Annotated in this window: 23 protein-coding genes and 1 pseudogene; 14 read left to right on the top strand and 10 right to left on the bottom strand. The window is 67.9% G+C overall.

The features are described 5' to 3' along the window. Nucleotides 1–93: 93 nt before the first annotated feature. From ACQP06_RS30965 to ACQP06_RS30945, 5 genes are all read left to right on the top strand, one after another. On the top strand, nt 94–741 hold the full coding sequence (locus ACQP06_RS30965) for a TetR/AcrR family transcriptional regulator (RefSeq protein ID WP_357091991.1): 648 nt from the start codon (nt 94–96) through the stop codon (nt 739–741). A gap of 240 nt (nt 742–981) precedes the next feature. Further along, nucleotides 982–4599: a transcription-repair coupling factor gene (mfd, locus tag ACQP06_RS30960; protein ID WP_433668332.1), complete on the top strand. Its 3618-nt coding sequence runs from the start codon at nt 982–984 to the stop codon at nt 4597–4599. A 47-nt stretch (nt 4600–4646) separates the two neighbouring features. Beyond that, nucleotides 4647–5324 carry a MazG family protein gene (locus ACQP06_RS30955; protein WP_433673482.1) on the top strand — a complete coding sequence of 226 codons (678 nt, stop codon included), beginning with the start codon at nt 4647–4649 and terminating at the stop codon, nt 5322–5324. Nucleotides 5325–5442: 118 nt separating this feature from the next. After that, on the top strand, nt 5443–6453 hold the full coding sequence (locus ACQP06_RS30950; protein ID WP_433668330.1) for a hypothetical protein: 1011 nt from the start codon (nt 5443–5445) through the stop codon (nt 6451–6453). Nucleotides 6454–6619: 166 nt separating this feature from the next. Then, on the top strand, nt 6620–7720 hold the full coding sequence (locus ACQP06_RS30945; protein WP_433668328.1) for a lipase family alpha/beta hydrolase: 1101 nt from the start codon (nt 6620–6622) through the stop codon (nt 7718–7720). 27 nt (nt 7721–7747) lie between these two features. On the opposite strand, the gene ACQP06_RS30940 is transcribed toward ACQP06_RS30945, so the two are convergent. After that, complete coding sequence (locus ACQP06_RS30940; protein WP_433673481.1) at nt 7748–9196, bottom strand: stealth family protein; 1449 nt, start codon at nt 9194–9196, stop codon at nt 7748–7750. A 443-nt stretch (nt 9197–9639) separates the two neighbouring features. Between ACQP06_RS30940 and ACQP06_RS30935 the strand changes: the two genes are divergently transcribed. The 3 genes from ACQP06_RS30935 to ACQP06_RS30925 are packed head-to-tail and all read left to right on the top strand — an operon-like array spanning nt 9640 to nt 11013. Next, nucleotides 9640–10128 (top strand): hypothetical protein, encoded by a 489-nt coding sequence (locus ACQP06_RS30935; RefSeq protein ID WP_433668327.1) that lies wholly within the window; start codon nt 9640–9642, stop codon nt 10126–10128. Between the two features lie 16 nt (nt 10129–10144). Further along, the gene (locus ACQP06_RS30930) at nt 10145–10720 is read left to right on the top strand and encodes a TerD family protein (RefSeq protein ID WP_357091978.1); all 576 of its coding nucleotides are present in this window, start codon (nt 10145–10147) and stop codon (nt 10718–10720) included. After that, a complete protein-coding gene (locus ACQP06_RS30925; RefSeq protein WP_433668325.1) occupies nt 10717–11013 on the top strand; it encodes an MTH1187 family thiamine-binding protein in 297 nt (98 codons plus the stop codon). The genes ACQP06_RS30930 and ACQP06_RS30925 overlap by 4 nt, the downstream gene beginning before the upstream one ends. Before the next feature lie 4 nt (nt 11014–11017). On the opposite strand, the gene ACQP06_RS30920 is transcribed toward ACQP06_RS30925, so the two are convergent. Together ACQP06_RS30920 and ACQP06_RS30915 are read right to left on the bottom strand one after the other, a co-directional pair. Further along, complete coding sequence (locus ACQP06_RS30920; protein ID WP_433668323.1) at nt 11018–11251, bottom strand: hypothetical protein; 234 nt, start codon at nt 11249–11251, stop codon at nt 11018–11020. Continuing rightward, nucleotides 11248–11499, bottom strand: a complete 252-nt coding sequence (locus ACQP06_RS30915) for an Rpn family recombination-promoting nuclease/putative transposase (protein WP_433668321.1) — start codon at nt 11497–11499, stop codon at nt 11248–11250. Before ACQP06_RS30915 ends, ACQP06_RS30920 begins: the two co-directional genes overlap by 4 nt. A 183-nt stretch (nt 11500–11682) precedes the next feature. On the opposite strand from ACQP06_RS30915, the gene ACQP06_RS30910 reads away from it, so the two are divergent. From ACQP06_RS30910 to ACQP06_RS30890, 5 genes are all read left to right on the top strand, one after another. Next, nucleotides 11683–12861 (top strand): hypothetical protein, encoded by a 1179-nt coding sequence (locus ACQP06_RS30910; RefSeq protein ID WP_433668320.1) that lies wholly within the window; start codon nt 11683–11685, stop codon nt 12859–12861. A 51-nt stretch (nt 12862–12912) separates the two neighbouring features. Then, nucleotides 12913–13272: a hypothetical protein gene (locus ACQP06_RS30905; RefSeq protein ID WP_433668318.1), complete on the top strand. Its 360-nt coding sequence runs from the start codon at nt 12913–12915 to the stop codon at nt 13270–13272. Then, entirely contained in the window at nt 13269–13466 is a 198-nt protein-coding gene (locus ACQP06_RS30900) for a hypothetical protein (protein ID WP_433668316.1), read from the top strand. Before ACQP06_RS30905 ends, ACQP06_RS30900 begins: the two co-directional genes overlap by 4 nt. Nucleotides 13467–13539: 73 nt before the next feature. Continuing rightward, nucleotides 13540–13920: a hypothetical protein gene (locus tag ACQP06_RS30895; RefSeq protein WP_433668314.1), complete on the top strand. Its 381-nt coding sequence runs from the start codon at nt 13540–13542 to the stop codon at nt 13918–13920. 131 nt (nt 13921–14051) lie between these two features. After that, a complete protein-coding gene (locus tag ACQP06_RS30890; protein ID WP_433668312.1) occupies nt 14052–14891 on the top strand; it encodes a DUF4389 domain-containing protein in 840 nt (279 codons plus the stop codon). Nucleotides 14892–14913: 22 nt separating this feature from the next. Here the strand turns inward: ACQP06_RS30890 and ACQP06_RS30885 are convergent, their stop codons facing one another. The 7 genes and pseudogenes from ACQP06_RS30885 to ACQP06_RS30855 all read right to left on the bottom strand — a co-directional run bounded on the left by ACQP06_RS30885 (nt 14914) and on the right by ACQP06_RS30855 (nt 24687). Continuing rightward, entirely contained in the window at nt 14914–17004 is a 2091-nt protein-coding gene (locus ACQP06_RS30885) for a hypothetical protein (RefSeq protein ID WP_433668311.1), read from the bottom strand. A 142-nt stretch (nt 17005–17146) separates the two neighbouring features. Continuing rightward, nucleotides 17147–18100, bottom strand: coding sequence for a phosphodiesterase (locus ACQP06_RS30880; RefSeq protein WP_433668309.1), 954 nt, complete (start codon nt 18098–18100; stop codon nt 17147–17149). Between the two features lie 96 nt (nt 18101–18196). Beyond that, nucleotides 18197–19594 (bottom strand): MATE family efflux transporter, encoded by a 1398-nt coding sequence (locus ACQP06_RS30875; RefSeq protein WP_433668307.1) that lies wholly within the window; start codon nt 19592–19594, stop codon nt 18197–18199. Nucleotides 19595–19974: 380 nt separating this feature from the next. Further along, nucleotides 19975–21006 (bottom strand): annotated as a pseudogene (locus ACQP06_RS30870) (PLP-dependent cysteine synthase family protein); the annotation flags it as partial. Nucleotides 21007–21066: 60 nt separating this feature from the next. Further along, nucleotides 21067–22443, bottom strand: coding sequence for a Y4yA family PLP-dependent enzyme (locus tag ACQP06_RS30865; protein WP_433668305.1), 1377 nt, complete (start codon nt 22441–22443; stop codon nt 21067–21069). 169 nt (nt 22444–22612) lie between these two features. Continuing rightward, on the bottom strand, nt 22613–23575 hold the full coding sequence (locus ACQP06_RS30860) for an ornithine cyclodeaminase family protein (RefSeq protein WP_357092372.1): 963 nt from the start codon (nt 23573–23575) through the stop codon (nt 22613–22615). Nucleotides 23576–23598: 23 nt separating this feature from the next. Beyond that, nucleotides 23599–24687 carry a TauD/TfdA family dioxygenase gene (locus ACQP06_RS30855; protein ID WP_433673480.1) on the bottom strand — a complete coding sequence of 363 codons (1089 nt, stop codon included), beginning with the start codon at nt 24685–24687 and terminating at the stop codon, nt 23599–23601. Nucleotides 24688–24902: 215 nt separating this feature from the next. Here ACQP06_RS30855 and ACQP06_RS30850 point away from each other — a divergent pair, with 215 nt between their 5' ends. Then, nucleotides 24903–25655 carry a lytic transglycosylase domain-containing protein gene (locus tag ACQP06_RS30850; protein WP_433668303.1) on the top strand — a complete coding sequence of 251 codons (753 nt, stop codon included), beginning with the start codon at nt 24903–24905 and terminating at the stop codon, nt 25653–25655. Nucleotides 25656–25838: the final 183 nt, after the last annotated feature.

The following is a 25838-nucleotide window of genomic DNA, read 5'->3' as shown; positions in this document are numbered from 1 at the left end:
CCCATCCTTCGAGTGCTGTTCGAACTGTGATGTCGGTCAACTTCGGGATGGCGGTCTACTTCAGGATGGCTGGTTTGATGACGGGCGGATCTGATGGCTAGGCAAGCGCGTGCGGAGATCACTCGCGATTCCGTGCTCGCGGGCGCTGCCGATGTCTTTCTCCGACTGGGCTACGCGAACGCGTCCCTGTCCGAGATCATCGCGCAGTCGAATGTGACCAAGGGCGCCTTGTACTTTCACTTCGGATCCAAGGAAGAACTGGCGCGCGCGGTCGTCGATCAGGGCAACGAGCGACTGATCAGCGCATGCCAGGGTTTCTTCGATCCACGAGTGCCCGCGCTGGAAGCGTGCATCGGGATCACCTACGTGGTCGCCGATCTCACCATGAACGACCCGATGGTCGGCGCGATGCTCAAACTCACCCACCAGATCGGCGACTACCGCGGCGCCACAGGTGACAATATCGCCAAGACCTGGGGCGAGACGCACCGTTTGCTCGCCGAACGCGCGATCGCCCAGGGCGACCTCGAGCCCGACCTCGACCCCGACACCATCGGCATGCTCCTACAGGAGATGACCACCGGCGTCCACATCGTCGCGGTCAGCACCGAGTCCATCGACCAGATGGCCACCCGCATGGAACGCGCCTGGTACTTCCTCCTGCCGAGCATCGTCCCCCAGGAGAAGGTCGCCTACTTCCGCGAGTTCGCCGCCCGCCGCCTCCGCCGCTACGTGCAGTAATTATTTGCCCTCCGCTTCGCTCCGGGCTGTTCGCGGCCCTCGTAACCCCGGCCTTCCCTCCTCCGCTCCTCCGCTTCGCTCCCCCGCTCCAAGGCGGAGGTCTATCAAGCCGCAGTCCAGGCCGGGGCGGGCCGCGAACCTGTGGGTGGTGTGTGGATGGGCGCATCGTGGGTCGTCAGTGCGCGCCACTAGACTCGGTTGGCCGTCTGAAACGCTGATTCTGCGCCGAGGAGTCTCCCCATGACCACCGATCGTCCGCCTCTGTCGGGACTTGCTGCGGTGGCGGGTGCCGACGCCGCGTTGACGCAGGTCGCGAGCCTGATCGGGCGCGCGGAGGCCAGGCTGGTCGCGCCGTCGGCGGTGCGGCCTTTCGTGGCCTCGACCGTCGCCGGGCATCGGCCGCTGCTGGTGGTGACGGCCACCGGGCGTGAGGCCGATGATCTGACCGCGGAGCTGACCGAGATCCTGGGCGATTCGGTCGCGCTGTTCCCGTCCTGGGAGACGCTGCCGCATGAGCGGCTCTCGCCGGGGGCGGACACCGTGGGCCGGCGGATGCAGGTTTTGCGGCGGCTGGCGCATCCGGAGGATCCGGGGGTGACCGGGCCGCTGCGGGTGGTGGTGACCACGGTGCGCTCGCTCATGCAGCCGATGGCGGCGGGGCTGGGGGAGGTCGAGCCGATCGTGCTGCGACCCGGCGCCGAGTTCGACTTCGACGAATTGCTCACGCGGCTGGTGGAATTCGCCTACGAGCGGGTCGACATGGTCGGCAAGCGCGGCGAATTCGCGGTCCGCGGCGGCATTCTGGACCTTTTCCCGCCCACCGCGGATCATCCGGTGCGCGTGGAGTTCTGGGGTGACGAGGTCTCCGAACTGCGCGCCTTCTCGGTGCAGGACCAGCGGTCCATCCACGAGGTGCCGATCGATCTGGTGGTCGCGCCGCCGTGCCGCGAACTGCTGCTGACCGACGCCCTGCGTGAGCGCGCCGCCCAGGTGGCCGCCGACAATCAGGCCGACGCCGCGCTGGTCGAGATGCTGGAGAAGATCGCCGAGGGCATCCCGGTGGAGGGCATGGAGGCGCTGCTGCCGGTGCTGCAGCCCGGCGAACTCCAGCTGCTGGTGGACGCGCTGCCCGCGGAAACCCATGTGCTGCTGTGCGATCCGGAGAAGGTCCGCACCCGTGCCGCCGACCTGGTGCGCACCGGGCAGGAATTCCTGGAGGCGTCGTGGACGGCGGCCTCCTTCGGCGGGGCCGCGCCGCTGGGCGCGCACGGCCTGGACCTGGCCGCCTCCGGCTATCGCGGCCTGGACGTGGTGCGCGCCGACGCCGACCGCCGCGGCCTGCCGTGGTGGACGCTGAGCCCGCTGGCCGCCGACGCCCCGGACGAGATCGTGCTGCCGGTGCTGGCCGCCGCCTCCGCGCGCGGTTCGGAGGAACTGGTCGCCACCATCTTCGCCTCGCTGCGCGCGCACGTCGCCACCGGCGGCCGCGCGGTCATCGTGGTGGCGGGACACGGTACGGCGCAACGCATTCTGGAACGTCTCGCCGACGCCGAGGTGCCCGCCGCTGCGCTGGAGGCCGGCGCCGAACCGGTCCGCGGACTGGTCGGCGTGCTGTGCGGTTCGCTGCACGACGGCGTGGTGTTCGACGACGCGAAACTGGTGGTGATCGCCGAATCCGACCTCACCGGCAACCGGGTCACGGCGCCCGGCGAGGGCAAGAAGCTGCCCGCCCGTCGCCGCAATCAGGTCGATCCGCTGGCCCTGACCGCGGGCGACATGGTGGTGCACGATCAGCACGGCATCGGCCGCTTCGTGGAGATGATCGAGCGCACCATCGGCGGCGCGCGCCGCGAGTACCTGGTCATCGAATACGCGCCCGGCAAGCGCGGCCAGCCCGGCGACCGGCTGTTCGTGCCGATGGACTCCCTCGACCAGCTGTCCCGCTATGTCGGCGGCGAGATGCCGTCGCTGTCCAAGCTGGGCGGTTCGGACTGGGCCAATACCAAACGCAAGGCGCGCAAGGCGGTTCGCGAGATCGCCACCGAGCTGGTGCAGCTCTACGCCGCCCGCCAGGCCGCGCCCGGTCACGCCTTCGCCCCGGACACCCCGTGGCAGCAGGAGATGGAGGACGCGTTCGCGTTCACCGAGACCGTCGACCAGCTCTCGGCCATCGCCGAGGTGAAGTCCGATATGGAGAAGGCGGTCCCGATGGACCGCGTCATCTGCGGTGACGTCGGCTACGGCAAGACCGAGATCGCGGTGCGCGCGGCCTTCAAGGCGGTGCAGGACGGCAAGCAGGTGGCGGTGCTGGTGCCGACCACGCTGCTGGCGCAACAGCATCTGCAGACCTTCACCGAGCGGATGGCCGGATTCCCGGTGGTGGTGAAGGGCCTGTCCCGGTTCACCGACGGCGCCGAATCGCGCGAGATCCTGGAGGGCATGACCACCAAGGATGTCGACATCGTGGTGGGCACGCACCGGCTGCTGCAGACGGGCGTGCGCTGGAAGGACCTCGGCCTGGTCATCGTCGACGAGGAGCAGCGTTTCGGCGTCGAGCACAAGGAGCACATCAAGGCGCTGCGCACGCACGTCGACGTGCTGACCATGTCCGCCACGCCGATTCCGCGCACCCTGGAGATGTCGCTCGCGGGCATCCGCGAGATGTCGACCATCCTCACCCCGCCCGAGGAACGGCATCCCGTCCTCACCTATGTCGGCGCCTACAACGACAAGCAGGTGGCCGCGGCCATCCGCCGTGAGCTGCTGCGCGACGGCCAGGTGTTCTACGTGCACAACCGCGTGTCGTCGATCGACAAGGCGGCCAAGAAGATTCGCGACTTGGTGCCGGAGGCCCGGGTGGTGGTCGCGCACGGGCAGATGAACGAGGACATGCTCGAGAAGACCGTGCAGGGCTTCTGGGAGCGGGAATTCGATGTGCTGGTGTGCACCACCATCATCGAGACCGGTCTGGACATCTCCAACGCGAACACCCTGTTGGTGGAACGCGCCGACGCCCTGGGCCTTTCGCAGCTGCACCAGCTGCGCGGCCGCGTCGGCCGGTCCCGGGAACGCGGGTACGCCTACTTCCTGTACCCGCCGGAGAAGCCGCTCACCGAGACCGCCTACGACCGGCTCGCCACCATCTCGCAGAACTCGGATCTGGGCGCCGGTATGGCGGTGGCCATGAAGGACCTGGAGATTCGCGGCGCGGGCAACGTGCTGGGCGCCGAACAGTCCGGCCATGTCGCGGGTGTCGGCTTCGATCTCTACGTGCGCCTGGTCGGGGAGGCGGTGGAGGCGTATCGCGCCGCCGCCGACGGCCGCCCGATCTCGGTCGACGAGGAGATCAAGGAGGTGCGCATCGACCTGCCCGTGGACGCGCATATCCCGCCGGACTACATCACCTCCGATCGTCTGCGCCTGGAGGCGTACCGCAAACTCGCCGCCGCCCAGGACGATTCGGGGCTGTCGGCCGTGGTCGAGGAGCTGGTGGACCGGTACGGGCCGTTGCCGGTGGAGGTGGGCCGCCTGGTGTCGGTGGCCAAGCTGCGGTTGCTGGCCCGCGCCTACTCGATCGCCGAGATCGGCGTCACCGGGACCACGGTGAAGGTGTCGCCGCTGCAACTGCCGGACTCCAAGCAGCTGCGGCTCAAGCGGCTCTACCCGAACGCCACCTACCGCGCGGCCACCGGCATCGTCCAGCTGCCGCTGCCGCGGGTGGAGGACAGTGTCGGCGCGGCCCGCGTCCGTGACGTCCAGGTGCTGCAGTTCGTGGCCGATCTGCTGCTGGCCCTGGACGGAAAGGCGCCCGGCGCCGTGGATGTCCGGGTTCCGGCCGAGGTGATGGCCGACCGATGACGTCGGGGGAGGGCGTCGCCGCCGAGACCGCGGCCGATACCGCGCGCATGACCGAGGCGCTGGGCGAGGCCGTCGAGGTGATGGACCGGCTGTGGAACTTCGGCGGCTGGGAGGTGACGCAGACCCACGATTCGCTGCGCCCCTACCTGCTGGAGGAGACCTACGAGCTGCTCGACGCCATCCAGGACGAGGACGCCGAGACCATCAAGGAGGAGCTCGGCGATCTGCTGCTGCAGGTGCTGTTCCACTCCCGGATCGCCGAGGCCGCAGGCGAATTCACGGTCGCGGAGGTGGCGGCGGCGCTGGTCGCCAAGCTGGTGCACCGCAGCCCGCACCTGAGTGATGCGCTCGACGCTTTCACCGCTCCCGGCGCGTCGGTGGCGGAGAAGATCGCGGCGCAGGAAAAGGCTTGGGAGGAGCGGAAATCCGCCGAGAAGGCGCGGCGCTCCTGCCTCGACGGGATCGCCATGGCGCAGCCCGCGCTGGCGCTCGCGGAGAAGGTGCGCTCGCGCGGCATCAAGGCGGGTTTACCGGAGGAGCTGATTCCGGCCGCGTTGCGGGTCGTGGAGCTCGGCGGGCCCGACAGCGCCGAAGAACGCCTGCGCAAGGCCACTCTCGACTTCGCCGCCACGGTGCGCGCCGCCGAGGACGCCGCGGAATTCGATCGAGGCACGCGCGACGCGCTGACCGCCGAGGATTGGCATCGGTACTGGCCGCGCGGCTGACCCGCCGAGCGGACGGACCTGGAATCATGGTGATTCCCGGCAAATTCGGCATAGCGGTGGCGATGCCGGGCGATAACGGCGGTGTTGCGCGGGGCCGGTTTCGGCTAGCGTCACAGGGGTGCATGCTTCGGGGCGCGAATCGATCACCGAGTACTACCCGCGGAGAACGGGTGCGATCGTCGCGCTGGTGTTCTTCCTGGTGATGACGGTGCTACCGGGTTTCGTGGTGTTCAACGACGCGGAACATCCGGTCATGCGGGTCGTGGCCGGAGTGCTCATGGCGGTGTTCGGTTTCGGCGTCTACACCATGGCCGACGATCTGTTCCGCCCGCAGCCGACGCTGCTGCTCAATGATCACGGCTTCACGTATCGCGGTTTCCCGCACGTGGCGTGGAGCGAGGTGGAGCGGATCCGGCTGGGCGTCGGCCGATTACGCAAGGGCGGGCGCACCGAACTCTTCGCCGAAGTGGTGCTGCGTGATCCGGAGGAGTTCCGGCACCGGGTCCGGGCGCTCGGCGATGTGATCGCCCGCCGCCAGGTCGACCGCCCGCTGTACATCGTCGCCGAACGCCTACCCGTGCCGGTGCCCGCGGTCGTGGAGGTCATGCGCGAAAACTGTCCCGGCCTGGTGGTCAGAACCGTCGAGGACGTTCCCGGCGCTGCCCCCGAACCGCCCGTCGCGCCCCGCTCGGCCGATCGCGACATGGTGGAGAGCGCCCTGGTCAGCGCCCTCACCGATGAGCTACCCACCGGCTGGACCCTCGCGGTGCTGTGGTTCTCCCTGGTCGGAGACGACGGCCACGCGGGACTGCAACTGGAGCTGTCCGGCAAACCCGTCCCCGAGGTCCCCGAGTCCGGCGTTCCCTCCGAGGAGCTACAACCCTCCGAGGAAGTGCTCATGCTGCTCAACCGCCTCAAGGAAGTCTGCTATGACCAGATGACCGGCACCTGGCTCAGCGGCCAGGTCCTGCTCCGCGCCGACTCCACCAAGGCGCAATTCACCTTGTCCTTCAAGGAAATTCCCGACTGGCTCCCGATTCCCGAGCCCGACGAATGCCGCCGCGAACTCGCCACCTACCCGCGAGCCGGCGACGAGATCCCCGCCTGGCTGCGCCAGCGCATCTCCTGACCGGCCTCGGTCTTTCGACGGGTTGACGATTCTCACACCGCGGGTTTCGCGGCGTTGTTGGAACGGAGAACCTGTCCGCAAGCACGCGTAGCCGCCGTGGTCACCCCTCTACTTTCTGCATCCAGGTTCGGGCAGCGAAGCCCGGCACCTGCAGGAAGGACGACAGATGACTACGAGCAAACGGATACGGATGCGCGTCGCCGCGGCGATCATGGGCGTGGCCGCCCTCGCCGTCGGGACCGGCACCGGTGCGATGGATGCCCGCGCCGATACCCCGCGGACTATCCAGAATCTCGTCGACGCCATCAATTCCGGCGTGAAGACCGCCGGTAAAGCGCTCGCGGACACCGGGATCGCCAGCGCGCCGCACTCCACCATTCCCTCGGGCAACGGCCCCGAGATGACCGACACCCTGGCCGCTTTCACCTTCTCGCTGGCCAACGAGAACATGGCCCCGGCGGGCGCCAACGACTGGAACTGCAAGCCCACGGCCGCGCATCCCGAGCCGGTGGTGCTGCTGCACGGGTCCTGGATGAACGCCTACGACGGCTTTGCTCGGATGTCACCGAAGATCAAGCAGGCCGGATTCTGTGTCTATGCACTGAATTACGGCCAGGAGGGTTTGGTGCAGCAGGGCGGGTTGGGCGCGCTGGTGCCCGGCGTCAACGGCGTCGCGCCCATGGAGGAGTCGGCCAAGGAAGTGGCCGTGTTCGTCGACAAGGTGCTCGCGTCGACCGGGGCCACGAAGGTCGACATCATCGGGCATTCCCAGGGCGGCACCGTGGCCGACCAATACCTGAAGTTCGGCGGCGGCGCGGCGAAGGTGGATCAGTTGATCACCTTCGGCGCGACCCACCACGGCACCAGCCTCGACGGCATCGCCACCCTGGGACGGCGCATCACCGATATGGGTTTCAACGCACTGGGATTCAGCCAGCTGCTCGTCGGTGAAGGGCTCATCGAGCAAGTCGCCGGATCCAGCTTCTACGCGAAACTCAACGCGGGCGGCGATACCGTCTCGAGGGTTCACTACACCAGTGTCGCCACCAAGAACGACGAGGTCTCGACGCCGTACGACGCCACCTTCCTGACCGCCGGGCCCGGCGCGACGGTCAGCAATGTGACCCTGCAGGACGGCTGCGGGATCGACTTCTCCGACCACCTGTCGATGATGTACTCCCCGCGGGCGGTCTCCATCGCGCTGCGCGCCCTGGACCCGGCCGGCCATCCGAACCTGGTGTGCGCCTTCAACCCGTACGTGCTCTGACCGTCTCGGGCGCGGCCGCCGGCCCGGTCAGGCCGCGCCCGATTCGAAGGCCGTCAGGGTGACCGCGTCCGGCTTCTCCCACGGCGCCGGCTCCGGGAAATACGATTCCAGGAATTCCGAGACCGCCCGCACCCGTTCGGCCTCCGGGACCTCCGGGAAACTGCCGTCGTTGAGGCAGAAGAAATCCACGTTCCGGCGTTTCTCCAGCCCGTCGAGCAGGGCCAGACCGGTGTAGCTGGTGGTGTCGACGTAGCGCATCTTCGCCGCTTCCTGCGGGACGGCGCGGCCGGTGAGCAGGGCGTAGTAGTGGTAGAGGGAATTGGTGACCGAGATGTCGGTGGCGGCGCGGAAGCGGCTGGCGCGGGTGCGGGCGAAGTCCTCGGCGAAGACCTGCTCCATCTCCAGCAGCACGCTGCGGCGCAAGGGAACCGGGGTGTGCTCGAGGTGACGGGTGATGACGTGGCCGAAGCGCGCCGACAGCAGGGCGCGGTTGACGCGGGCCGCGTTCTCGAAACCGCTGCGCCGTTCGTTGTTCGTGCCCGGGCCGATGCGGGTGCCCGCCTCGATGTAGCGACTGATGCCCGCGGGGGTGAAGAACATGGACGGGCGTACCGGGCGCGCGAAGAACATGTCGTCGTTGGAATAGAGGAAATGCTCCGACAAACCGTCGATGTGCTGCAATTGGCATTCCACCGCATGGGAATTGAAGATCGGCAGGCCGCTGATATCCGAGAAGTGGTCCACCGCGCGGACGATGGTGACCTGCGGATCGTCGCCGAGCCAGTCGGGGACGCGGGAATCGGTGGCGATGAAGATGCGGCGGATCCACGGCGCGTTCTTGCGGACCGAGCGCAGCGCGTAGCGCAGTTCGTCGATCTGACGGATGCGGGCGTCGGCCTCGTCGCCCTCACCGACCACCACCTGCGCCAGCATTCCCGCACGGCGGGCCCGGAATTCGGGGTCGGAACCGTCCACCCAGGAGAAGACGATGTCGATGTCGAAGCCGACATCGGCGGGGTTGGGGGTGAACATCCCGGCCAGGGTGGGCCAGCTGGCGTCGTAGAGCAGCACGGTCGTGGGCTCCACGTCGGCGAGGTCGAAGACCATGCGGGTCAGCGCATTCGGGCGCGGGCATTCCACGGTGTCGCCGTGGTATTCCCACAGCTCGATCTCCACGTGATGGGCCGGGTCCAGGTCTCGACCGAGCCGGAAGACGTTGTGTGGCTTCTCATTACAGGAGAATCCGGCAACCATGGCCGCTCCCAGCACCCGCCTGAGCGCGGATCTGTGACCGGTGTCCACGGCCAGCACCAGGCGATGGTCGGCGTCACGAACCAGCAGGTAGGGAACCTCGGCGGCGGTCAATTCGGAGCGCAGGTAGCGCAGATCGTCGATGACCGCCTCGGACACCGCCAGATTCGCCACCGTCGCGCGCCCCACCGTCTCCGTCATCTCCGGCTGCTGTCCCGCACCCATGTCCACCATCGCCATCTCCGCTCTCTTCGGGGCCGTTCACCTCACGTCTTGCGGCGGCCACGCCGGCACAGCCGCCTACCGGCCCGGGACACGCCCGGGCCGGTACACGCCGTGAAATCTGTTGCGCAATCAGAAGAACGGGGCGGACGGGTGATACGGGGCGTGTTTCCACAGGCGAACTTCACCGGGCGGTCATCGGCCGGCTACTCGCGTGACCTCGTCGAGTCGAGGGACTGTTACGAATGATGCAACCGTTATCGCTTCTCGTCAATCTGTTTCCCCGCAGGTCCAGAGGTGTTTTCACAGTCGTAACGGACGAAACACCCTTATCCGGCAGGCCCGGGGCCCGCTTCGGAGACCAGCGGGCCAGTGCGGCAACGGCATACACTTGCGGGCAGCGCAGTCCAGCCCGCTGTGCGAACCCAGATGGTGAGGGGACACAGATGGTAGCCGACGCCCGGGAACGTCAGGAGCCCTCGACGGACACGCAACCCGACCACCCCGAACTGGACGTTCTACCCGAGTGGCCGCTGGACACCATCGCGGTGCTGGTGACCACCGATCCCGCCCCGCACGCCATTCCCGTCTCCTGGCCGGTGCGCGCCGGCGACCGGCGAATCCTGCTCAGCCTCAAGTCGGACCGCGGCTCGCTGGCCCGGCTGCGGGAGCGGCCGGAGCTGGCGCTGCTCATCCTGGGCGGCGGCAATGTGGCGTTGTGCGCCCGCGGCACCGGCAAGGTGGTCGCGGATCCGCTGCCCGGCGCGGACGATTACGTGGCGGTGGAATTGACCGTCGACGTGATCGACGACCACCGTCAGTCGGCTTTCGCGGTGATCTCGGGAATTCAGCGCACCGTCCTCGACGACACCGAACTACGCTATCTGGAGAATCGGGTCGCGACGCTCAAAGCAATGGCGGCCGACCGCAACTGAGATCGAAGGAGATCGTGTGTCTGTCAGCTTGGCCAAGGGCGGAAATGTCTCGCTGTCCAAACAGGCCCCGAATCTGACCAAGGTCGCGGTGGCGCTGGGCTGGGATGTGCGCACCACCACCGGTGCCGACTATGACCTCGACGCGAGTGCCATGGCCTGCGGATCCAATCAGCGGGTGCTGTCGGACGCGCACTTCATCTTCTACAACAACCTGCGCTCGCCCGAAGGCACCATCGAGCACACCGGTGACAACCTCACCGGCGCGGGCGACGGTGACGACGAGGTGATCAATGTCGACTTGGCCGCCATGCCGCCGACCATCACCAACATCTTCTTCCCCGTCTCCATCCACGAGGCCGATGTCCGCCGCCAGTCCTTCGGCCAGGTCCGCAACGCCTACATCCGCGTCATCGACGCGGTCACCAACGCCGAGCTGGCCCGCTTCGACCTCACCGAGGACGCCTCCACCGAAACCGCCATGGTCTTCGGCGAGCTCTACCGCCACGGCCCCGAGTGGAAGTTCCGCGCCATCGGCCAGGGCTACGCCTCCGGCCTGGCCGGGATCGCCCGCGACTATGGCGTGAACGTATGATCGTCGCCTTTTCGGTGACACCCATGGGCGTCGGCGCGGACGTGGGCCGCGCCGTCGCCGAGGCCGTCCGCATCGTGCGCGCGAGCGGCCTCCCCAACGAAACCAACTCGATGTTCACGATCATCGAGGGTGAATGGGACGAAGTGATGGCCGTGGTGAAACAGGCGACCGACGCCATCACCGCGGTCGCCCCACGCTGCAGCCTCGTACTCAAGGCCGATATCCGCCCGGGCGTCACCGGCGCGATGACCGGCAAGGTCGAAACCGTGGAACGCTACCTCGCGGCGGACTGAGCCATCACCGAATCGCTTCGTCGAGGCTGCGGGCGGTCAGCACGCGTGCCGACCACGCACGCAGCTGTGCCGAATCCGCTGCGCGCACCGTGGCAACCACGGCCGCCGGCAACTTCCCGAACTTCAGAGACAATTGCTCGAGCAGGGCCTCGGCTCGCCCCCGGAGCTCACCTCTCGCCTCTCCTCTGGCCTCACCCAGCGCTTCGCCCTCCGCGCGGAGGCGATCTGCGGTTGTCATGATGACCTCCCTAGCGTGGGGACCGAGTCGTTCGATGAGCGGTTCCAGGTGCGGAACAGTAGATCGCTGAAGCGTGAGCGCAGCGCTGGTGAGACATAGCTGCACGGCTGCAGGCGCAGTGCGTCCCGGTCCACGCGGGCTGACACGGAGGCCGGGAGTACGGCCCGCAGCTCCCCGGCAGCGTTGGCGGGTTGCTCGAGGACTCGCCGGAAGTAGGCGTCGTGCGGATTGTTCGGCGGCTCAGCCATATTGGGGCAACCTATGGCGCGTCCATGGCTGACAGTCGATTTCATTCGTACTCGCGGTGCGACACGCGTAGTCCTGCGGACCGGGTTTGTTCCGCTTCATGGTTTGCGGGCCGACTTCGTCACGCCGGACAGGCGGTTGAGCTTCTCGAAGTAGCGTGCGGCGTCTTTGGTTCCGGGTGTCAGGTGGGTGGGGGAGAAGCACTCGCCATTGCAGAGGGTGACTCGGCCGGTCGAGGTGATGGCGGTGATGACGCCGTCCGCGACATAGTCACCGACGGCGACAAGGGCCAGCGCTTCATCGGCAACACCCTCAGCCGCGACTGGTACGACGACGGCCAGGCAGCGGCCAAGCTCTTCGCCTTCGACGACAACGCCGCAACCGTCGAGAACCCGAACGACAAGATCGATGTCAAATCCGCTGAGCGAGAGGGCAACATCATGAGCGCTGTCGCAAAATACACTGCCGACGAAGAACATTGGAAGCACCTCGCGAACCTGGCTGGCGACAACAGTCAGTCCGCCGGTGAACGCAACCCCCTGCTGGTCCGCCAGCTCTCGACCAGCATGAGCCCGTACATCGAAGAACTGGCAGGGGCGGATCGGCCGGACGTGATCGGATTCGACCAGTCCAGGCATGATGGGAGAAGCTGGCTCGATCCTGACGGGAATGGCTCTTATCGCGGTTCGCGGCACGTCTTCTCGTTGATGTACACAGATGACGAGGCGGGCAAGACCTTCACCGAAAACGCGGCAAAACTGGCGCGCGCCAACGAGGTTGAGTTTGCGCACAACATTGGTGTGCCACAAGCAACTACGCATCTGGAGACTGCGGGTCGGATCGACGGTCTCATCGATGGCGGACTCCTCGACGAGGCGAAGGATCGCGTCGCAGACCAGAACCAGGCAGCCCAAGATGCTTATGATCGCAAGGAACGATGGTTCAATACCGGTAAGTCTGTTGCTGCGATTTCGGTCAAGCGGCTGCCATTGGCCGGTGACATCACCTGGGATCTTATGGACGGGCAAACGGATCCGGTCAAGGAATCGATGATCGGACCCAAACCCCATGCGGGTGAAAACCCCATGCTCACGCGGCCGGACGATGTATTCCGTACCCACAATATCCTCAGCCAGGCGCAGATTCCTGCGCAACTGCAGCAACAGTATCCGAGCCTCTTCGACGATGGTCGACTCAAATCATGGGACATCTTGAACAACGGGACCGACAGCGAGGCAAATCGCAACAGAGCTGGCCTCACTGAGCTCCTGAACAAGCTGGACGGAGAAGTCGACAGCGGTCAGCAGATGCGCGATGCATACGGCAAAGCAGCCGCGGGCCTACCCGGTCGCTCCGACAAGTAGGAGTGAAGGGATATGAGACGAGCGAAGTCGACCTGCCGAATCATCGCCACGATGGTGATCGTGCTGATCCCGGCGGTGACGGCAGCGTGCACCGAGAAGAAGGAAACACCGGTCGCCGAGCATCCGCCGTTGTGTTCCGAGCCTTGGCCGGATTTCGTGCACTGGAACTATGACGCCCTGGCCCAACAGCAGATACAGCCGAACCTGAAGCAGCAGTACCCCAACCTGTTCGACGGCGAAAACCTCAAACCATGGGATGTGATCAACAACGGGACTGAAAGTCAGGCCAACGTCAACCGGGCGAGCGTCACCGAGCTGCTGAATAAGGCGGATGGAGGCGCCGATATCGGCAAACAACTGCAGAACGACTACCTCGACAAGCGAACTCGTATCTGCGGGAGTGACCATTGAGCGGTGGTGAACCGCTCCCTCCCGAGTACGCGGAGATGTGGGCGCGAGGTGAGCGGCAGGAGCTCGATGCGCAGCGGGCGTGGTCGGAGTCGCGAGCAGCGGAGGAGCAGGCCGGGCATCCGGACTCGCTGACTCACGAGGACTGGTACGAGGAGGAGTTCGGGTCGAGGATCTCCGCGCCGCCCAACTGGTGACCGGTGGCGGCGGGATCTCGGGCCAATAGTCTTCTGTTGGAATCCGATTGGTGCCGGGGTCGACGCTTACGGCATGAAAAAGAAGTTCATCGTCTCCGCCGTTCTCGCCGCCGCTTCCGCCGCCACCATTCTGGGCACCGGTTCGGCCGCCGCGGACGAGACCCGTCAGATCCATTTCGCCTACGGCTCCGACAACGGTTTCGTCAGCGGCCACCTGCAGGGGTTCGACAGTGACCACTACAAGCTCGACGCCCGGGGCGGGCAGACGATGATCGTCAGCGCGGCCCCGTACTGGTCGGACGTGGTGGTCACGGTGAAGGGCCCGACCGGCACCCTGACCTCCGGGCAGCAGTGGGCCAAGTTCACCCTGCCGGTGAACGGCTCCTACGAGGTCGTGGTGACCTCGCCGCAGCACCGCACCCTCGACTACGGCCTCGGCGTCAAGATCAACTGATCGTTCCGATTCCCATTCCATTGCCCTGAATTCGTGGAGCGCGCCCTCGGCGCGCTCCTTGATTCATGTGGGACGCTGACCAGGAAACGTCACATTCCGCCGATCACGGATCTGGAAGCGAGGGCGCGATCATGGTCGAATACCCGCCGATGCCGCCGGCGTCGATGCCGCCGCCGCAGCCGATGCTCGAGCCCAGCGTCGACCTGGATGTCTTCCCGCCCGCCCAGCAGCGCCGCTGGACCGTCCTGATCCGCTTCATCCTCGCCATCCCGCACCTGTTCGTGCTGTTCATCCTGTTCCTCGGCCAGTTCGTGGTGGCCATCATCGGCTGGTTCGCTGCCCTGATCACCGGCGCCCTGCCCCAGTGGTGCGCCGACTACCTCCGCTGGACGGTCGCCTACGCGGCCCGCGTGGAGGGCTACCTCTACCTGCTGGTCGACGAGTACCCCCCGTTCACCGTCGACGTCGACGTGAACTACCCGGTGCGCGTACTCTTCCCGGCCCCCACCCGCCTCAACCGCTGGGCCGTCCTCTTCCGCTTCATCCTCGGCTTCCCCATCCAGCTCCTCGCCACCTGGCTCTCGACCGGCTGGATGGTCATCTCCCCGATCGTCTGGCTGATCGTCCTCATCACCGGCCGCATGCCCGCCGCCCTCTTCCAAGCGACGTCGGCGGTCCTCCGAGTCCAGATCCGCACCGAGGCCTACTGGCTCATGCTCACCCCCACCTACCTCAAGCAGGTCTTCGGCGACGGCCCCACCCCCGAGGGCGGCGCCACCCTGCCCCCCGGCTTCACCCCCGCCTCCCCGACCCGCCCGCTCCTGGTCTCCCAAGCAGGCAAAATCCTCCTCTGGGTCATCCTCGTCCTCGGCATCATCTGGAGCTTCTTCAACCCCAGCGCCGACTTCAGCACCGACGACGACGGCCCGTCCCAGCCGACCCACATCGAATGGCCCCGCCCGACCCCCTGACCATCGAGCCCTCGGGGTTCGGCTACCCGCCGCCGGAGCCGAGCAGCTCCCCGAAATTCGACACCGCCTCGCCGTAGCGATCGTTCGACCCGTCGACGACGGCCGTCTCCAACACGTGCATGTCGACGTCCTCCACCCTTCGCGGTGAGGCGATTCCCGGCGTCTGCTCGTAGTTGAAGACGATGACATCCAGGTACACCGGGCGTCGAAGTTGGTTGCCGTCCAACAGTTTCAGCAGTGCTCCGGCCAGCGCCGGGTACGGCGTGAAGTCGGGATTGCCGAGCCAATCGGTCAGCTCGACTTCCGGCACGCTGAAATCGATGCTGTCCGCTCCCAGCCGATCCAGCATGCTGGGGACGGGCTGGACTTGTGACGACACGATCTGCAGAAGTGCGTCGCGGCCCTCGGCCTCCAGGACGGGCAGCTCCTCGAGCAGTCGCACCGCCTTGTCGAACCAGCGCACGTCGGCCAGGCGTCGCAGCATCGGTGGCGCCCACGGCGGATCGGGACTGGGCTTGCGGAACGGCGGCGGCGCGACGTGATAGCGGTCGGCGATCCGCCGCAGGCAGTCGCCCAGAATCTCGACGTCCTCGGGGTGGATGCCGTCGAACCAACCCAGGGCGCTGAACGTCGTGCTCGCCGTGGCGCTGGCGCCGTCACCGGCGACGGTGACCACGACCGGGGTTTCGTAGCGCTCCCCACCCCGGGAGGTCAGTTGCAACTCGAACACCACCGGGTCGATGGTGTAGTCGACCGGGTAGGTCACGTCGCCGACGGGAACGTCGACCTGTCCGTTCGGCCCCGTCACCGGCACCCCGCCCACCGTCCAGGTGACGGTGGGCGCCGCGGCGACAGGAACGCCGGCCCCGCCGAAACCGGTTGTGCGCACGTCGAACTGGTCGGTTGTCGCGGTCGCGAACGAGCCTTTCCGGATCGGGTCGCCGCAGGGGCTGATCGACTGCTGAAGTTCTCCGATGACACCGACCATGTCGTCGGAGTGATATCCCCGCACGATCTCGACCCGGCGCTCGGCACCGACGGTGACCGCGACGTCGACCCAGCCGTCGTCGACACCGTCGGCGCGCACGACCAACGGGGTCATGGCGACGGTGACGTCACGGTCCACCGACACCGTCGGGATGCTGCCGCGGTACCAGACGCGGGGACCCGCGTTCGGCTGATCGACGAGCGAGTGCACGACCACGCCGGAGCGAGACAGGCTGGGGCCGACCGGATCCAGTCCCGCGTCCCACCCCTCCGGGACGCGGTACTCCACATACACCCGGCCCGCGCCGGTCGGGGGCTCACCCGGCGGATGCAGGATCAGCAGGCACGTGCCGGTGGCGGCCGAGGCCGGCACCAGCCGGGCGGCGACAGTCGCCCCGGGCGGCGGGAAGGCCTTCTCGATGACCCGGCCGGCCAAGGCATCGGGCATGTGCAGGTGCAGGTTCGCCCGCGATAGATGCGGTCCCATGGAGAAGGCGCCGGCATTGGGCCAGGCGGGGATACTCGGTCCGACGAAGGTCGGCGACGCCGAGTAGGTCGGCCCCGCGCCCAGCCACCGGCTGCCGAACGACGCCGAGGACATCAGGTCGTAGGGGGAACCGTATTCGGGTCCGACGATGATCGTGGCGTCGTTGGGGTTCCAGTCGGTGCCATTGTTGTCCAGCCCGAAGCTGTGCTGGAACCCGAGCACGTGACCGGTCTCGTGGCACATGAAAGTGTGATTGCTGAAGGCGGCCGACAGGACCGCGACGGGCAAACCGGCGGCGCTGGTGGCGCCTGCCCCGAAGGTGGCCGCTCCGGGGTGGGTGAGCACGATCAGACCGTCCAAGCCGGCCAGCGGGTTGGGATCGGGGAACTTGGCGACCAGTGCGTCCACTGCGGCCTTGGCCTGTGCCGCCCGGCTGGTGTCGGCGCCCAGTGCCATGTCGACCCACGGAAACATCGGTGAGTCGATGAAGTCCAGATGGCCACGGGTGGTGTTGATCCAGTACTTCAGCACCGCGTGCTCACCGGTCATGAGCATGGCGATGCACGCGGCATCGGGGATGACCGGAACGGCGGTGTCGTGTCGAGCCCGGATGATGCCGAGGCGCATGTTCTTGGTCATGGATGTTCCCCCGCAATCTGTGAAGTAAGGCAACACATCGCGTACTGCCAACCCGATTGCGGGTAATCCTCGTGTCGAGGCGCCCGGCTAGCGCGAGTACCCGACTACTCGAAATCCTTGCCCGATGGCTCGCGGGGAGCGGTCAGAGGATTGATTCTCCGTCGGATTCGGGGGCTTCGGAGGGGTGGCGGAGGACGTGGGGGATGCGGGCCGCGGGTGGGATGACGATGCCGGCGGCGGCGAGTTTGGCGGCGGCCTGGTCGGGGTCGGCGGGTTGGCCGACGGTGGGGCCCTGGCCGATGGGGACCACCGAGTGGACGATGGTGTCCGGGTAGATGTGGACGTAGTTGAAGGCTTGGGCGGCGTCTCGGCCGCGCTGACCGCCGTCGCGGGCGGACATGTCCTGGCTGTAGCAGGTCGCCGACGCCACGGAGACGGGGATTCCGGCGAAGGTGGCGGTGCTCGACAGGTGTAGGTGGCCGGCGAGGATGGCGCGGACGTCGGTGCCGTCGAGGACGTCGGCCAGGCGGCGCTGGTCGCGGAGCTCCACCAGGACGGCCAGGTCCTGGACGCAGGGGATGGGCGGGTGGTGCATGGCGAGGATGGTGCCGAAGGGGGCCGGTTCGGCGAGAACGTCACGCAGCCAGGTCAATTGGGCATCGGTGATCTCGCCCCAGTGGTGGCCGGGGACGGTGGTGTCGAGGGCGATGACGCGCAGGCCGTCGAACAGGTGGACGGCGTCGAACGGTGCGGCGGAAGGGGTTTCGTCGAGCAGGTGCTCGCGGAGGGCGCCGCGCTCGTCGTGGTTGCCCGCCACCCAGACGACGGGGGCGCCGATGCGTTCGGCCCACGGCTCCACCAGGTCCCGCAGTTTGCGGTACGCGCCGGGCTCGCCCTGGTCGGTGAGGTCGCCGGTGAAGACGATGGCGGTCGGGGCGATGCCGCTGGCCTCGGCCTGGCCCAGCAGCGTCGACAGTCGCGCCTCCGCGTCGACCGCGCCGTACAGCTCGGTGTCGGCGGCGATCAGGTGGGTGTCGCTGAAGTGGAACAGGACATGGTCCGCCCTGGCGTATTCGGCGACTCGCGAGATGTGCACGGACATCCTCCCCGGCATGTTCGTAAGGCCGTTTCTTCCAGACTGCCCGCGCACAATGACGGCATGCTTGCGGGAAGGTGAGGTTTGGGTGTCGGGCTAATGCCCGAGGCTACCGGCCAGCACTCGCGGATGTTCCTGCTCACGTGCGTGCAGCAGGCTGAAGTAGCGACGCAGCATCAGGACAGCGGTGGTGGCCAGTCCGGCCGTCAGTCCCCACCAGACCCCGGCCGCGCCCAATCCTACGGGGAACGCGAGCAGCAGCGCCGTGGGCAATCCCACACCCCAATACCCCACCAGCGAGAGCCGGAACCCGGCCTTGGTGTCCTTGAGCCCGCGCAGCAACCCCACCCCGATGTTCTGGGCGGCGTCGAAGAACTGCAGCACGATCGCGATCAGCAGCAGCGTGTGCGCCAAAGCCACGGTGGCGGAATCACTGTCGGCCAGGAACGGCTTCAACACCCAGTCCGGCGCGAGCACATACGCCAGGCCGGTGAGCGCCGCGATCAGTCCCGCGTAGCGCAGCGCCAGCCACGCCACCGAGCGCGCGTGCGAGTACTCGTCGCGCGCCACCGCCCGGCTCACCAGGATCGACGCCCCGTGCGAGAGCCCGATCGCCACCTGGAACACGATGTACACGATCTGGTAGACGACATTGTGCGCCGCCAGCGCCGCCGCCCCGAGACTCCCCATGACCAGCGCCAGCACCGAGAACATGCCCGCCTCGGACCCGTAGGTGAGCGCGATCGGCGTCCCCAGCCGCAGTTCCTCCCGCACCGTCGCCGCGTGCACCGGCCACATCCGGACCGGCAGCGTCGCACGCAGTTTCGGATCCCGCCGCACCATCGCCCAGAACACCCCGAAGGTGATCAGGAAGACCAGCGAGGTCGCCACGCCGACACCCGTCAACCCGAGTGCGGGCAGCCCGGCCCAGCCGTGCATGAAGGTCAGCGCCAGCACCAGATTCAGCGCCACCGATCCGAGCGTCACCAGCAGCAGCGCCTGCGGCCGTTGCATCCCGACGGTGTACTGCCGCAGCACCTGGAACCACAGGCACGGCACCAGTCCCGGCGCGAGCGCCACCATCATCGGCCGCGCCTGCGCCAGCACCGCGGCGTCCTGCCCCAGCCACCGCAACGCCCAGCCGAGCCCGATCAGCAGTGCGCCGCCGAGCAATCCGGCCACGGTGGCGATCAGGAAACTCGACCGCACCACCTCCCGGATCAGAGCCTCGGCCCGCCGCCCCTGCTTCTCGGCGCGGCTCACCACGGTGGCCACCTGATTCCCGGTCCCGGTGATCAGCCCGACGCACATGGTCCGAATCTGGTTGAACAGCACCAGCGCCAGCCCGCCCGCGGCGACTTCCCGCACGCCGAGCGTCCCCATCAGCGCGATATTGGTGGTGGACACCGCGACCTGGGCGAGCTGGGTCAGGGCGATGGGCGTGGCCAGCGAGGTCAGCTGCCGCCCATCGGATTGCCGAAGCGCCCCGATCATGTCGTGGCTGCCCCGTCCGCGGGTGTGGTCGCCGCGTCCGCGACGGGCGTGGCGTCCGGCACCAGGATGGTGTGGGTGCCGGGCGGTTCGGGCGCGGTGCCACGGAGTTTCGAGAGCAGTTGCGCGACCATGGCGGCCTGGTCCTCGAGCCGCTGCCGGTACTTGTCGAGGGCGAGGCAGACCAGTCCGGTGTCGCCGGCGGCGAGCAGCTCCCCGATCTCGTGGGCGGGCATGTCGGCCAGTTCCAGCTGGTGGATCAGGGTGGCCTCGGGCACCATCTGGTCGGCGTAGTCGCGCAGCGGCCGTCCGGTGAGGCCGCGTTCGACGGCGTAGTCGTCGGGCAGCGCGTAGTGCAGGTGCCGCAGCGCCGAGCGCTCGCGCGGGTCGGGGCGGGCGGCGGGCCGGTGGGTCTCGAGCAGTCGCGCGATCTCGGTCTCGCGTTCGGTGTCGAGCAGGTCGCGGTCGCTCATCCACTCGTCGTCGAAGACGGTGTCGAGGTACTTCTCGCCGTCGTCGTTGATGATCACGACAACGGTGGAGTGGCAGGGGAATTCGTCGATCCGGGTGAGCGCCGCGTACACCGAGCTGCCCGACGACCCGCCGATCAGCAGTCCCAGCCGGGCGGCCAGCGCGCGGGTGGTGGCGAAGGCGTCCACGTCCGACACCTTCACCCGGTCCCGCTCGTCGATCAGATGGAGGTCCTGATCCACGTGCACCCCGGGTTCCGCGCCGATCGGCGTCCCGGTGCCGGACTGCCAGTAGTCGTGCCCGGGCCCGCCGAAGGCGATGGACCCTTCCGGTTCGACCCCGATCAGCCGCGGATCACAACCCTTCTCCCGCAGTCCCCGCGCCGTCCCGAACAGGGAACCGCCGGTCCCGACCGCCGCGACCAGCACGTCGACGTGCCCGAGGTCGGCCACCAATTCCCCGGCGAGCGCGACATATCCGACGCCGTTGGCCGGATTGGCGTGCTGCGCCGGGAAGTACGCGCCGGTCTGCTCGGCCATCTCCGCCGCCCGCTCCTCCCGCGCGGAGGTGGACAGCCCGTCGTCACCCTCGTCGGAGACGAATTCGAGCGTCGCGCCCATGGCCCGCATGGCGTTCAGCTTGGCCTTGCACGCGTGATGGTCGACCACCGCGGTGAAGCGGTACCCGCGTTCGCGCGCGACCACCGCCAGCCCCAAACCCGTATTGCCGGAGGTCGATTCGATGATGTGCCCGCCCGGCCCCAACTGCCCGCGCCGCTCCGCGTCCAGCACCATGGCCCGGGCCATCCGGATCTTGGCGGTCCCGGTCGGGTTCATGGTCTCGAGTTTCAGGAACAGCCGTGTCCCGGTGGCCGGGCTGACGGCCAGCTCGAACAGCGGGGTCCGGCCGATCAGCTCGGACACTCGCCTGGCGATAACCGGCATCGAGTGTTTCTCCTCGGGAAGGTCGCTGGAGCGGGGCGCGGGGCGGTGACTGAAAACGGTTCAGAACGCGTCGAGAGCGGTATCGAGGCGCCAATTGAATTGTCGTCGATCCGGCGAGCTTCGCAAGACTACCTTCGGCGGAATGGGGAGCCCGTGAAATGAGGACTCGTTGCTGTCCATCTGATAACCGGCGGTATTCGGGTAAATGAGCAGATCATCGGTGGTGGCGGGCCGGGGGAGCGGGATCCGGCGCCAGCTCAGCATGTCATCTTCGAGGCAGGACGACCCGCCGACGCAGGTCGGGGTGAGATTTCCCGGGCGTTGCGGCCACAGCACCGGGTCGGGCAGGTATTCACTGTTGAACCATTGTTCGGAAAGGCTGAGGCTGGTCCCGTTGGCGGTGAGAATGTCGTACGGGACGCCGTGCGCGTACCGCGTTTTGACGCCCTGGATCCCGAATACCGTGCTGCCCGCGCGGTCCAGCAGCGCCCGCCCGGGTTCGATCGCCAGCCGAATGCCGGTCTCGCGCAGCGTGTCCGCGAGGTCGTCGGTTCCGAGGATGGTGGCGAGCATGGCGGGCCCGGGCACCGGGCAGTGATACGGGTAGTAGGAGCCCGCGCCGGGGGCCCGGTCACCGTGGAACCAGCGCGGATTCACGCCCTTGCGGAAGGCCTCCCAGTCGTCCCCGGAGACGTAGTCCACGCCGAAGCCGCCGCCGATCGAAATGGTGCTGATCGGATGGTCGAGTACCCGGGCCTTGCGGCAGCGTTCGATCAGCGCGTGGGTGAGCGCCGCGCGCGGGGCCGCCTCGTAGCCGGAGAGGTGAAAACTGAAGCCGTGCAGGTGGACAACGTTGCGATCGATGTCGGTGAGGGCGAGGTCCAATTCCGGCTCGGTCAGCCCGAACCGGCTGGTGGAGCCCGGCGGCAGCACGCGCAGCAGGACCCGGCTCGGTTCCGGGAACTTGCTCAGTCGCGTGAGCTCGTCCAGGTCGTCGACCGCGATCAGCGCCCGAGCCCGGGTCGCGAGTTCGAGCAGCCGATCCGATTTCGCCGGTCCGGTGACCATCAGGTCGGTGCCGGGGATGCCGCCCCGGAGGGCGTCGTTCAGCTCGTCGACGCTGGCGACATCGACGCCGCAGCCGGCCTCGGCGCAGGCGCGGACGACGCAGTCGGCCTTGTTGGCCTTCTTCCCGTAGTAGACGGAGCCCCGCACTCCGGCCCGGGTGAATACCCGCTGGAATCCTCGAATGTTCTCCACGACCTGGTCGGGATACATGACGTGGAACGGTCCGTCGATCTGCCGGGCGATTTGCCGCAGCGCCTCCGGGTGGTCGAGTAGCCCCTGTTCCCAGGCGTGTCGGTGCGCGGGCATCGGGCTGGCGGTAATGGTGGAGATACCGGGAGGGGCGACCACGGTCTCGGTGGAGGCGGACATTTTTCCTTTCGGGCGCGCGGGGGCTGCCTCTCGGGCGCGGCGATAGCCAACATGCATGAGAATGTGTCGTTCGAAACGTTAGACCCGAGCGGTTATCGATTGGATCAATGTCGCGAATAACCGTTTCGGGTGAATTTCTGAGGCGAATCCAGCCGGTCAATTCCGGCGATCAGTCCCAGAGCGAAACCTCGGTGCCCCGTCCCTCGGCGATGGCGCGATTGGCCAGCGCGTGGGCGACGGCGATATCGGTGAGCACCAGCCCGCTGTTGTACACGAAGATTCGTTCGTCATCGGAGATTCGGCCGACGGCGCGATGTCCCAGGATCTGGGGTAGCTCGGCGTCGACCCGGCGTAGTCGGCCGTCCGGGCCCGCCATATCGGTTCCGGTGAGCGCCATCTGCTCGGCGCTGGTGGCGATCACGCGGTCGGCGTGCACCAGCGTGGAGGGGGCCAGGCCGTAGCCGACCAGCACCACGGTCGAGCCGGGCGCGAGATCCTCGGAGTCGATGGCGACCTGGGTGCCCGGACCCGCGGTGGCGAGGACGACGTCCGCCTCCCGCGCCGCCGCGTTGGGGTCGTCGACGGTCTCCAGCTCCGCGTGCGGATGGTGGTGCAGCAGTTGCTGATACACGGCTTCCAGGCCTTCGGGGTGGGTGCCATAGAGCATGAGTCGGTTCAGTTGCGGGTTCGCCGCCAGCAGGTGGGGCAGCGCGTTGCGCCCCTGGGTGCCGGTGCCGATCAGCAGCGCGCTGCGCGCGCCCGGCCGGACGCATTCGCGCACCAGCAGAGCCGAGACCGCGGGTGTGCGCAGCGCGCCGACGCGGGCGCAGTCCATCAGCGCGATGGGCGTTCCCGTGGAGTCGTCGTAGAGCGAGATGGTGGTGAAGTACCGCTTGTTGGAGCGGTCGTGGTGCGGATCGAACTTGTAGCTGGTCTTCATCGCCACCACCCGGCGGCGGCCGTCGCGGCCCAGCATGGCGTACGCGACCGACCAGCCGTCCGGGTGCGCCACGCTCAGCTTCCGCGGGTTGTCCGAATCACCGCCCGCCAGTGCGAGATACGCGTCCTCGACGGCGCGCACCACCTCGGCGGGGCTGATCGGGACATCCGCCAGATCGCTGCGGCTGAGCACCCGGAGTGGGGTGGGGCGGTAGTTCACGGGCGCTGTCCTCTGGTCGTGCTGAAGGGAGCGACCACGCGCTGACCGTAGCCGTCCTCGTCGGCTTCGGCCGCGGCGCGGCGGCGTTGGGGCAGACGGATATTCACCCGCTTGAGCCAGCGGTCGCTGCCGTCGTAACGCGGCGCGAAAGGCACCCTGCCGTGAACCACGGAATCATTGTCCACCAGCAATAGCTCGCCGGGAGCCAAAGCGACCGCGCGACTTACGCGATGCAATTCGCTGGTCAAATGCTGGTAGGCGCAACGAAATTCGTCGTCGGCCCGGTCGAGCGGGGTGTACGCGGGGTCGAAACGCAGTGTCGGCCCGTCGGTGTCGGCCCCGACGGTGGGGATCGGCGGCGCGGTCCGGTCGCCGAAGTCGTCGCCGTAGGAGACGTCGGGCAGGATCGGCAGCCGGGCGGCTCGCAGGATGTCCCAGTGCGCCGCATCGAGTTCCACCTGCCGGATCGAGGACACGGTGGTGGCGACCCGGTCGGGGTTGCGCAGGCAGCCCAGCATCAGCAGGTTGGCGCGCTCGGGGTGGAAGGCGTCCTCGGTGTGCGGGCTGAGCAGCGCGGTGCTGCTGGCCCCGGACTGCTCGTGCTCGTGGCCGGGGGTGGGCAGGATGTTGTTCACCAGCCGCCCGGCCTGCTGCCCGTGCCAGCCGAACGGCTCACCGGCGCACCGGGCCAGCAGCAGCATGGCGATGTCGAGTTCGAACGACCCGGCTCGCCGCGAGCGTTCGCCGGCCCAGCGCGCGGCCTCCTCCCAGTTGAACGGGGTCGGGCCGAGCACGTCCTCGTCGATCGGTAGCCGGCCGATCACCGCGACGCCCGCGGCGGTGGCGGGCGGGCGCATCGCCTCGTGCACGACGTCGGGCAACCTGCCGTATTTGGCGTCGATGTGGCGCAACAGGACCGGATGCGAGAGGGTGGCTGCGATCTCCGGCGTGGCGCCCACTGTGACCGCGATCTCAGCGGCGAGGTAGCGGATGGCCCGGGTCGCGGATTCCGGCAGGTCGCGCCGTTCGAGCTGGTCGGGGTGGTCGGGGTGGAGCGGGTGACGTTCGGAGAGAACGCTTTTCACCAAGGGAGGGGCCTTCCTGGCTGGGGCGGTGACATGGTGATCTCGGCTCGACCGAAGACGGTATTGCCCCCGCATTAATTTGGCAAGGCTTACCTAAGGGTGTGTCGTAGAAATAGCGAATGCGTATAGGATTCCCGCGCGGAGGGTAATCGAATCGGTCTCGTTCGGGCGAACCGCGTTGACGTTTCTCGCCCGCGTGCCGATCCATCTGGATGATGAACGGTGTGCGTATCCGAATGGCCGGCCTCCGGGCCCCGCTGACCCGCGCCGGCCTGGTGGGCGCGGCTGTCGCCCTGCTCGTGCTGACCGGTTGCGGGACAACCCATCTCACGCCGGTGCCCGACGACATGCCGCCCCGAGCGGGGGCGCCGGTGCCCGCGATCGATCTGGATGCCCCGGGCCGCACCGCGATTCAGCTCCGCGACTGGGCGAAGGAACAGCGCGAATCGACCGGCATCCCGGTGCTCGCGCTCGAGGCGTACGGGTACGCGGCCGCGGTGATGGCCCGCTCCAGGCCCGAGTGCGGGATCGGCTGGACCACCCTGGCGGGCATCGCCAGCGTCGAGAGTCAGCACGGCACCCACGCCGGATCCCGCATCGCCGACGACGGCACGGTGTCGCCCCCGATCCGCGGCCTGGCCCTGGACGGCTCACCGGGCCGCGCCCGCATCCTCGATGTCGGCGCCACCGACGCGAACCCGGTCTACGCCCGCGCCATGGGCCCGTTCCAGTTCATCCCCGAGACCTGGCAGCGCTGGGGCGTGGACGCCAACGGCGACGGCAAAATCGATCCCGACAACATCGACGACGCGGCCCTCACCGCCGCCCGCTACCTCTGCGCCATGGGCGGCGACCTGACCGCGGCCCCAGGCTGGCAGCAGGCCCTGCTCACCTACAACCAATCCACCAGCTACATGAATACCGTCCGGTATCGCGCCGCCGCCTACAGCGTGGGCCGCACCGTCTGACACATATTGTTCGCGGCCCGTCTCGATTCTGGACTGACGGAGCGGGGGAGCGAAGCGGAGGAGCGGAGGAGGGAAGAATCGAGACCTCAGGGGCCGCGAACCTGCCCCGGAGCGTAGCGGAGGGGCAAATTCAACACTGCTAGGCTTTTCGGCAGCACGGGATAGCCGTGCGACCTGCCGAGT

Origin of the sequence: Nocardia sp. CA-136227, from assembly GCF_050955695.1 — a bacterium.
GTDB lineage: Bacteria > Actinomycetota > Actinomycetes > Mycobacteriales > Mycobacteriaceae > Nocardia.
This window is presented reverse-complemented; position numbering and strand designations above follow the sequence as displayed.

Bases quoted from the DNA above. Each gene is read 5' to 3' on its own strand.
- ACQP06_RS30965 (WP_357091991.1), top strand. From the start codon at position 94: ATGGCTAGGCAAGCGCGTGCGGAGATCACTCGCGATTCCGTGCTCGCG.
- mfd (WP_433668332.1), top strand. From the start codon at position 982: ATGACCACCGATCGTCCGCCTCTGTCGGGACTTGCTGCGGTGGCGGGT.
- ACQP06_RS30955 (WP_433673482.1), top strand. From the start codon at position 4,647: ATGACCGAGGCGCTGGGCGAGGCCGTCGAGGTGATGGACCGGCTGTGG.
- ACQP06_RS30945 (WP_433668328.1), top strand. From the start codon at position 6,620: ATGACTACGAGCAAACGGATACGGATGCGCGTCGCCGCGGCGATCATG.
- ACQP06_RS30940 (WP_433673481.1), bottom strand. From the start codon at position 9,196: ATGGGTGCGGGACAGCAGCCGGAGATGACGGAGACGGTGGGGCGCGCG.
- ACQP06_RS30935 (WP_433668327.1), top strand. From the start codon at position 9,640: ATGGTAGCCGACGCCCGGGAACGTCAGGAGCCCTCGACGGACACGCAA.
- ACQP06_RS30925 (WP_433668325.1), top strand. From the start codon at position 10,717: ATGATCGTCGCCTTTTCGGTGACACCCATGGGCGTCGGCGCGGACGTG.
- ACQP06_RS30920 (WP_433668323.1), bottom strand. From the start codon at position 11,251: ATGACAACCGCAGATCGCCTCCGCGCGGAGGGCGAAGCGCTGGGTGAG.
- ACQP06_RS30915 (WP_433668321.1), bottom strand. From the start codon at position 11,499: ATGGCTGAGCCGCCGAACAATCCGCACGACGCCTACTTCCGGCGAGTC.
- ACQP06_RS30905 (WP_433668318.1), top strand. From the start codon at position 12,913: ATGGTGATCGTGCTGATCCCGGCGGTGACGGCAGCGTGCACCGAGAAG.
- ACQP06_RS30895 (WP_433668314.1), top strand. From the start codon at position 13,540: ATGAAAAAGAAGTTCATCGTCTCCGCCGTTCTCGCCGCCGCTTCCGCC.
- ACQP06_RS30890 (WP_433668312.1), top strand. From the start codon at position 14,052: ATGGTCGAATACCCGCCGATGCCGCCGGCGTCGATGCCGCCGCCGCAG.
- ACQP06_RS30885 (WP_433668311.1), bottom strand. From the start codon at position 17,004: ATGACCAAGAACATGCGCCTCGGCATCATCCGGGCTCGACACGACACC.
- ACQP06_RS30875 (WP_433668307.1), bottom strand. From the start codon at position 19,594: ATGATCGGGGCGCTTCGGCAATCCGATGGGCGGCAGCTGACCTCGCTG.
- ACQP06_RS30865 (WP_433668305.1), bottom strand. From the start codon at position 22,443: ATGTCCGCCTCCACCGAGACCGTGGTCGCCCCTCCCGGTATCTCCACC.
- ACQP06_RS30850 (WP_433668303.1), top strand. From the start codon at position 24,903: ATGAACGGTGTGCGTATCCGAATGGCCGGCCTCCGGGCCCCGCTGACC.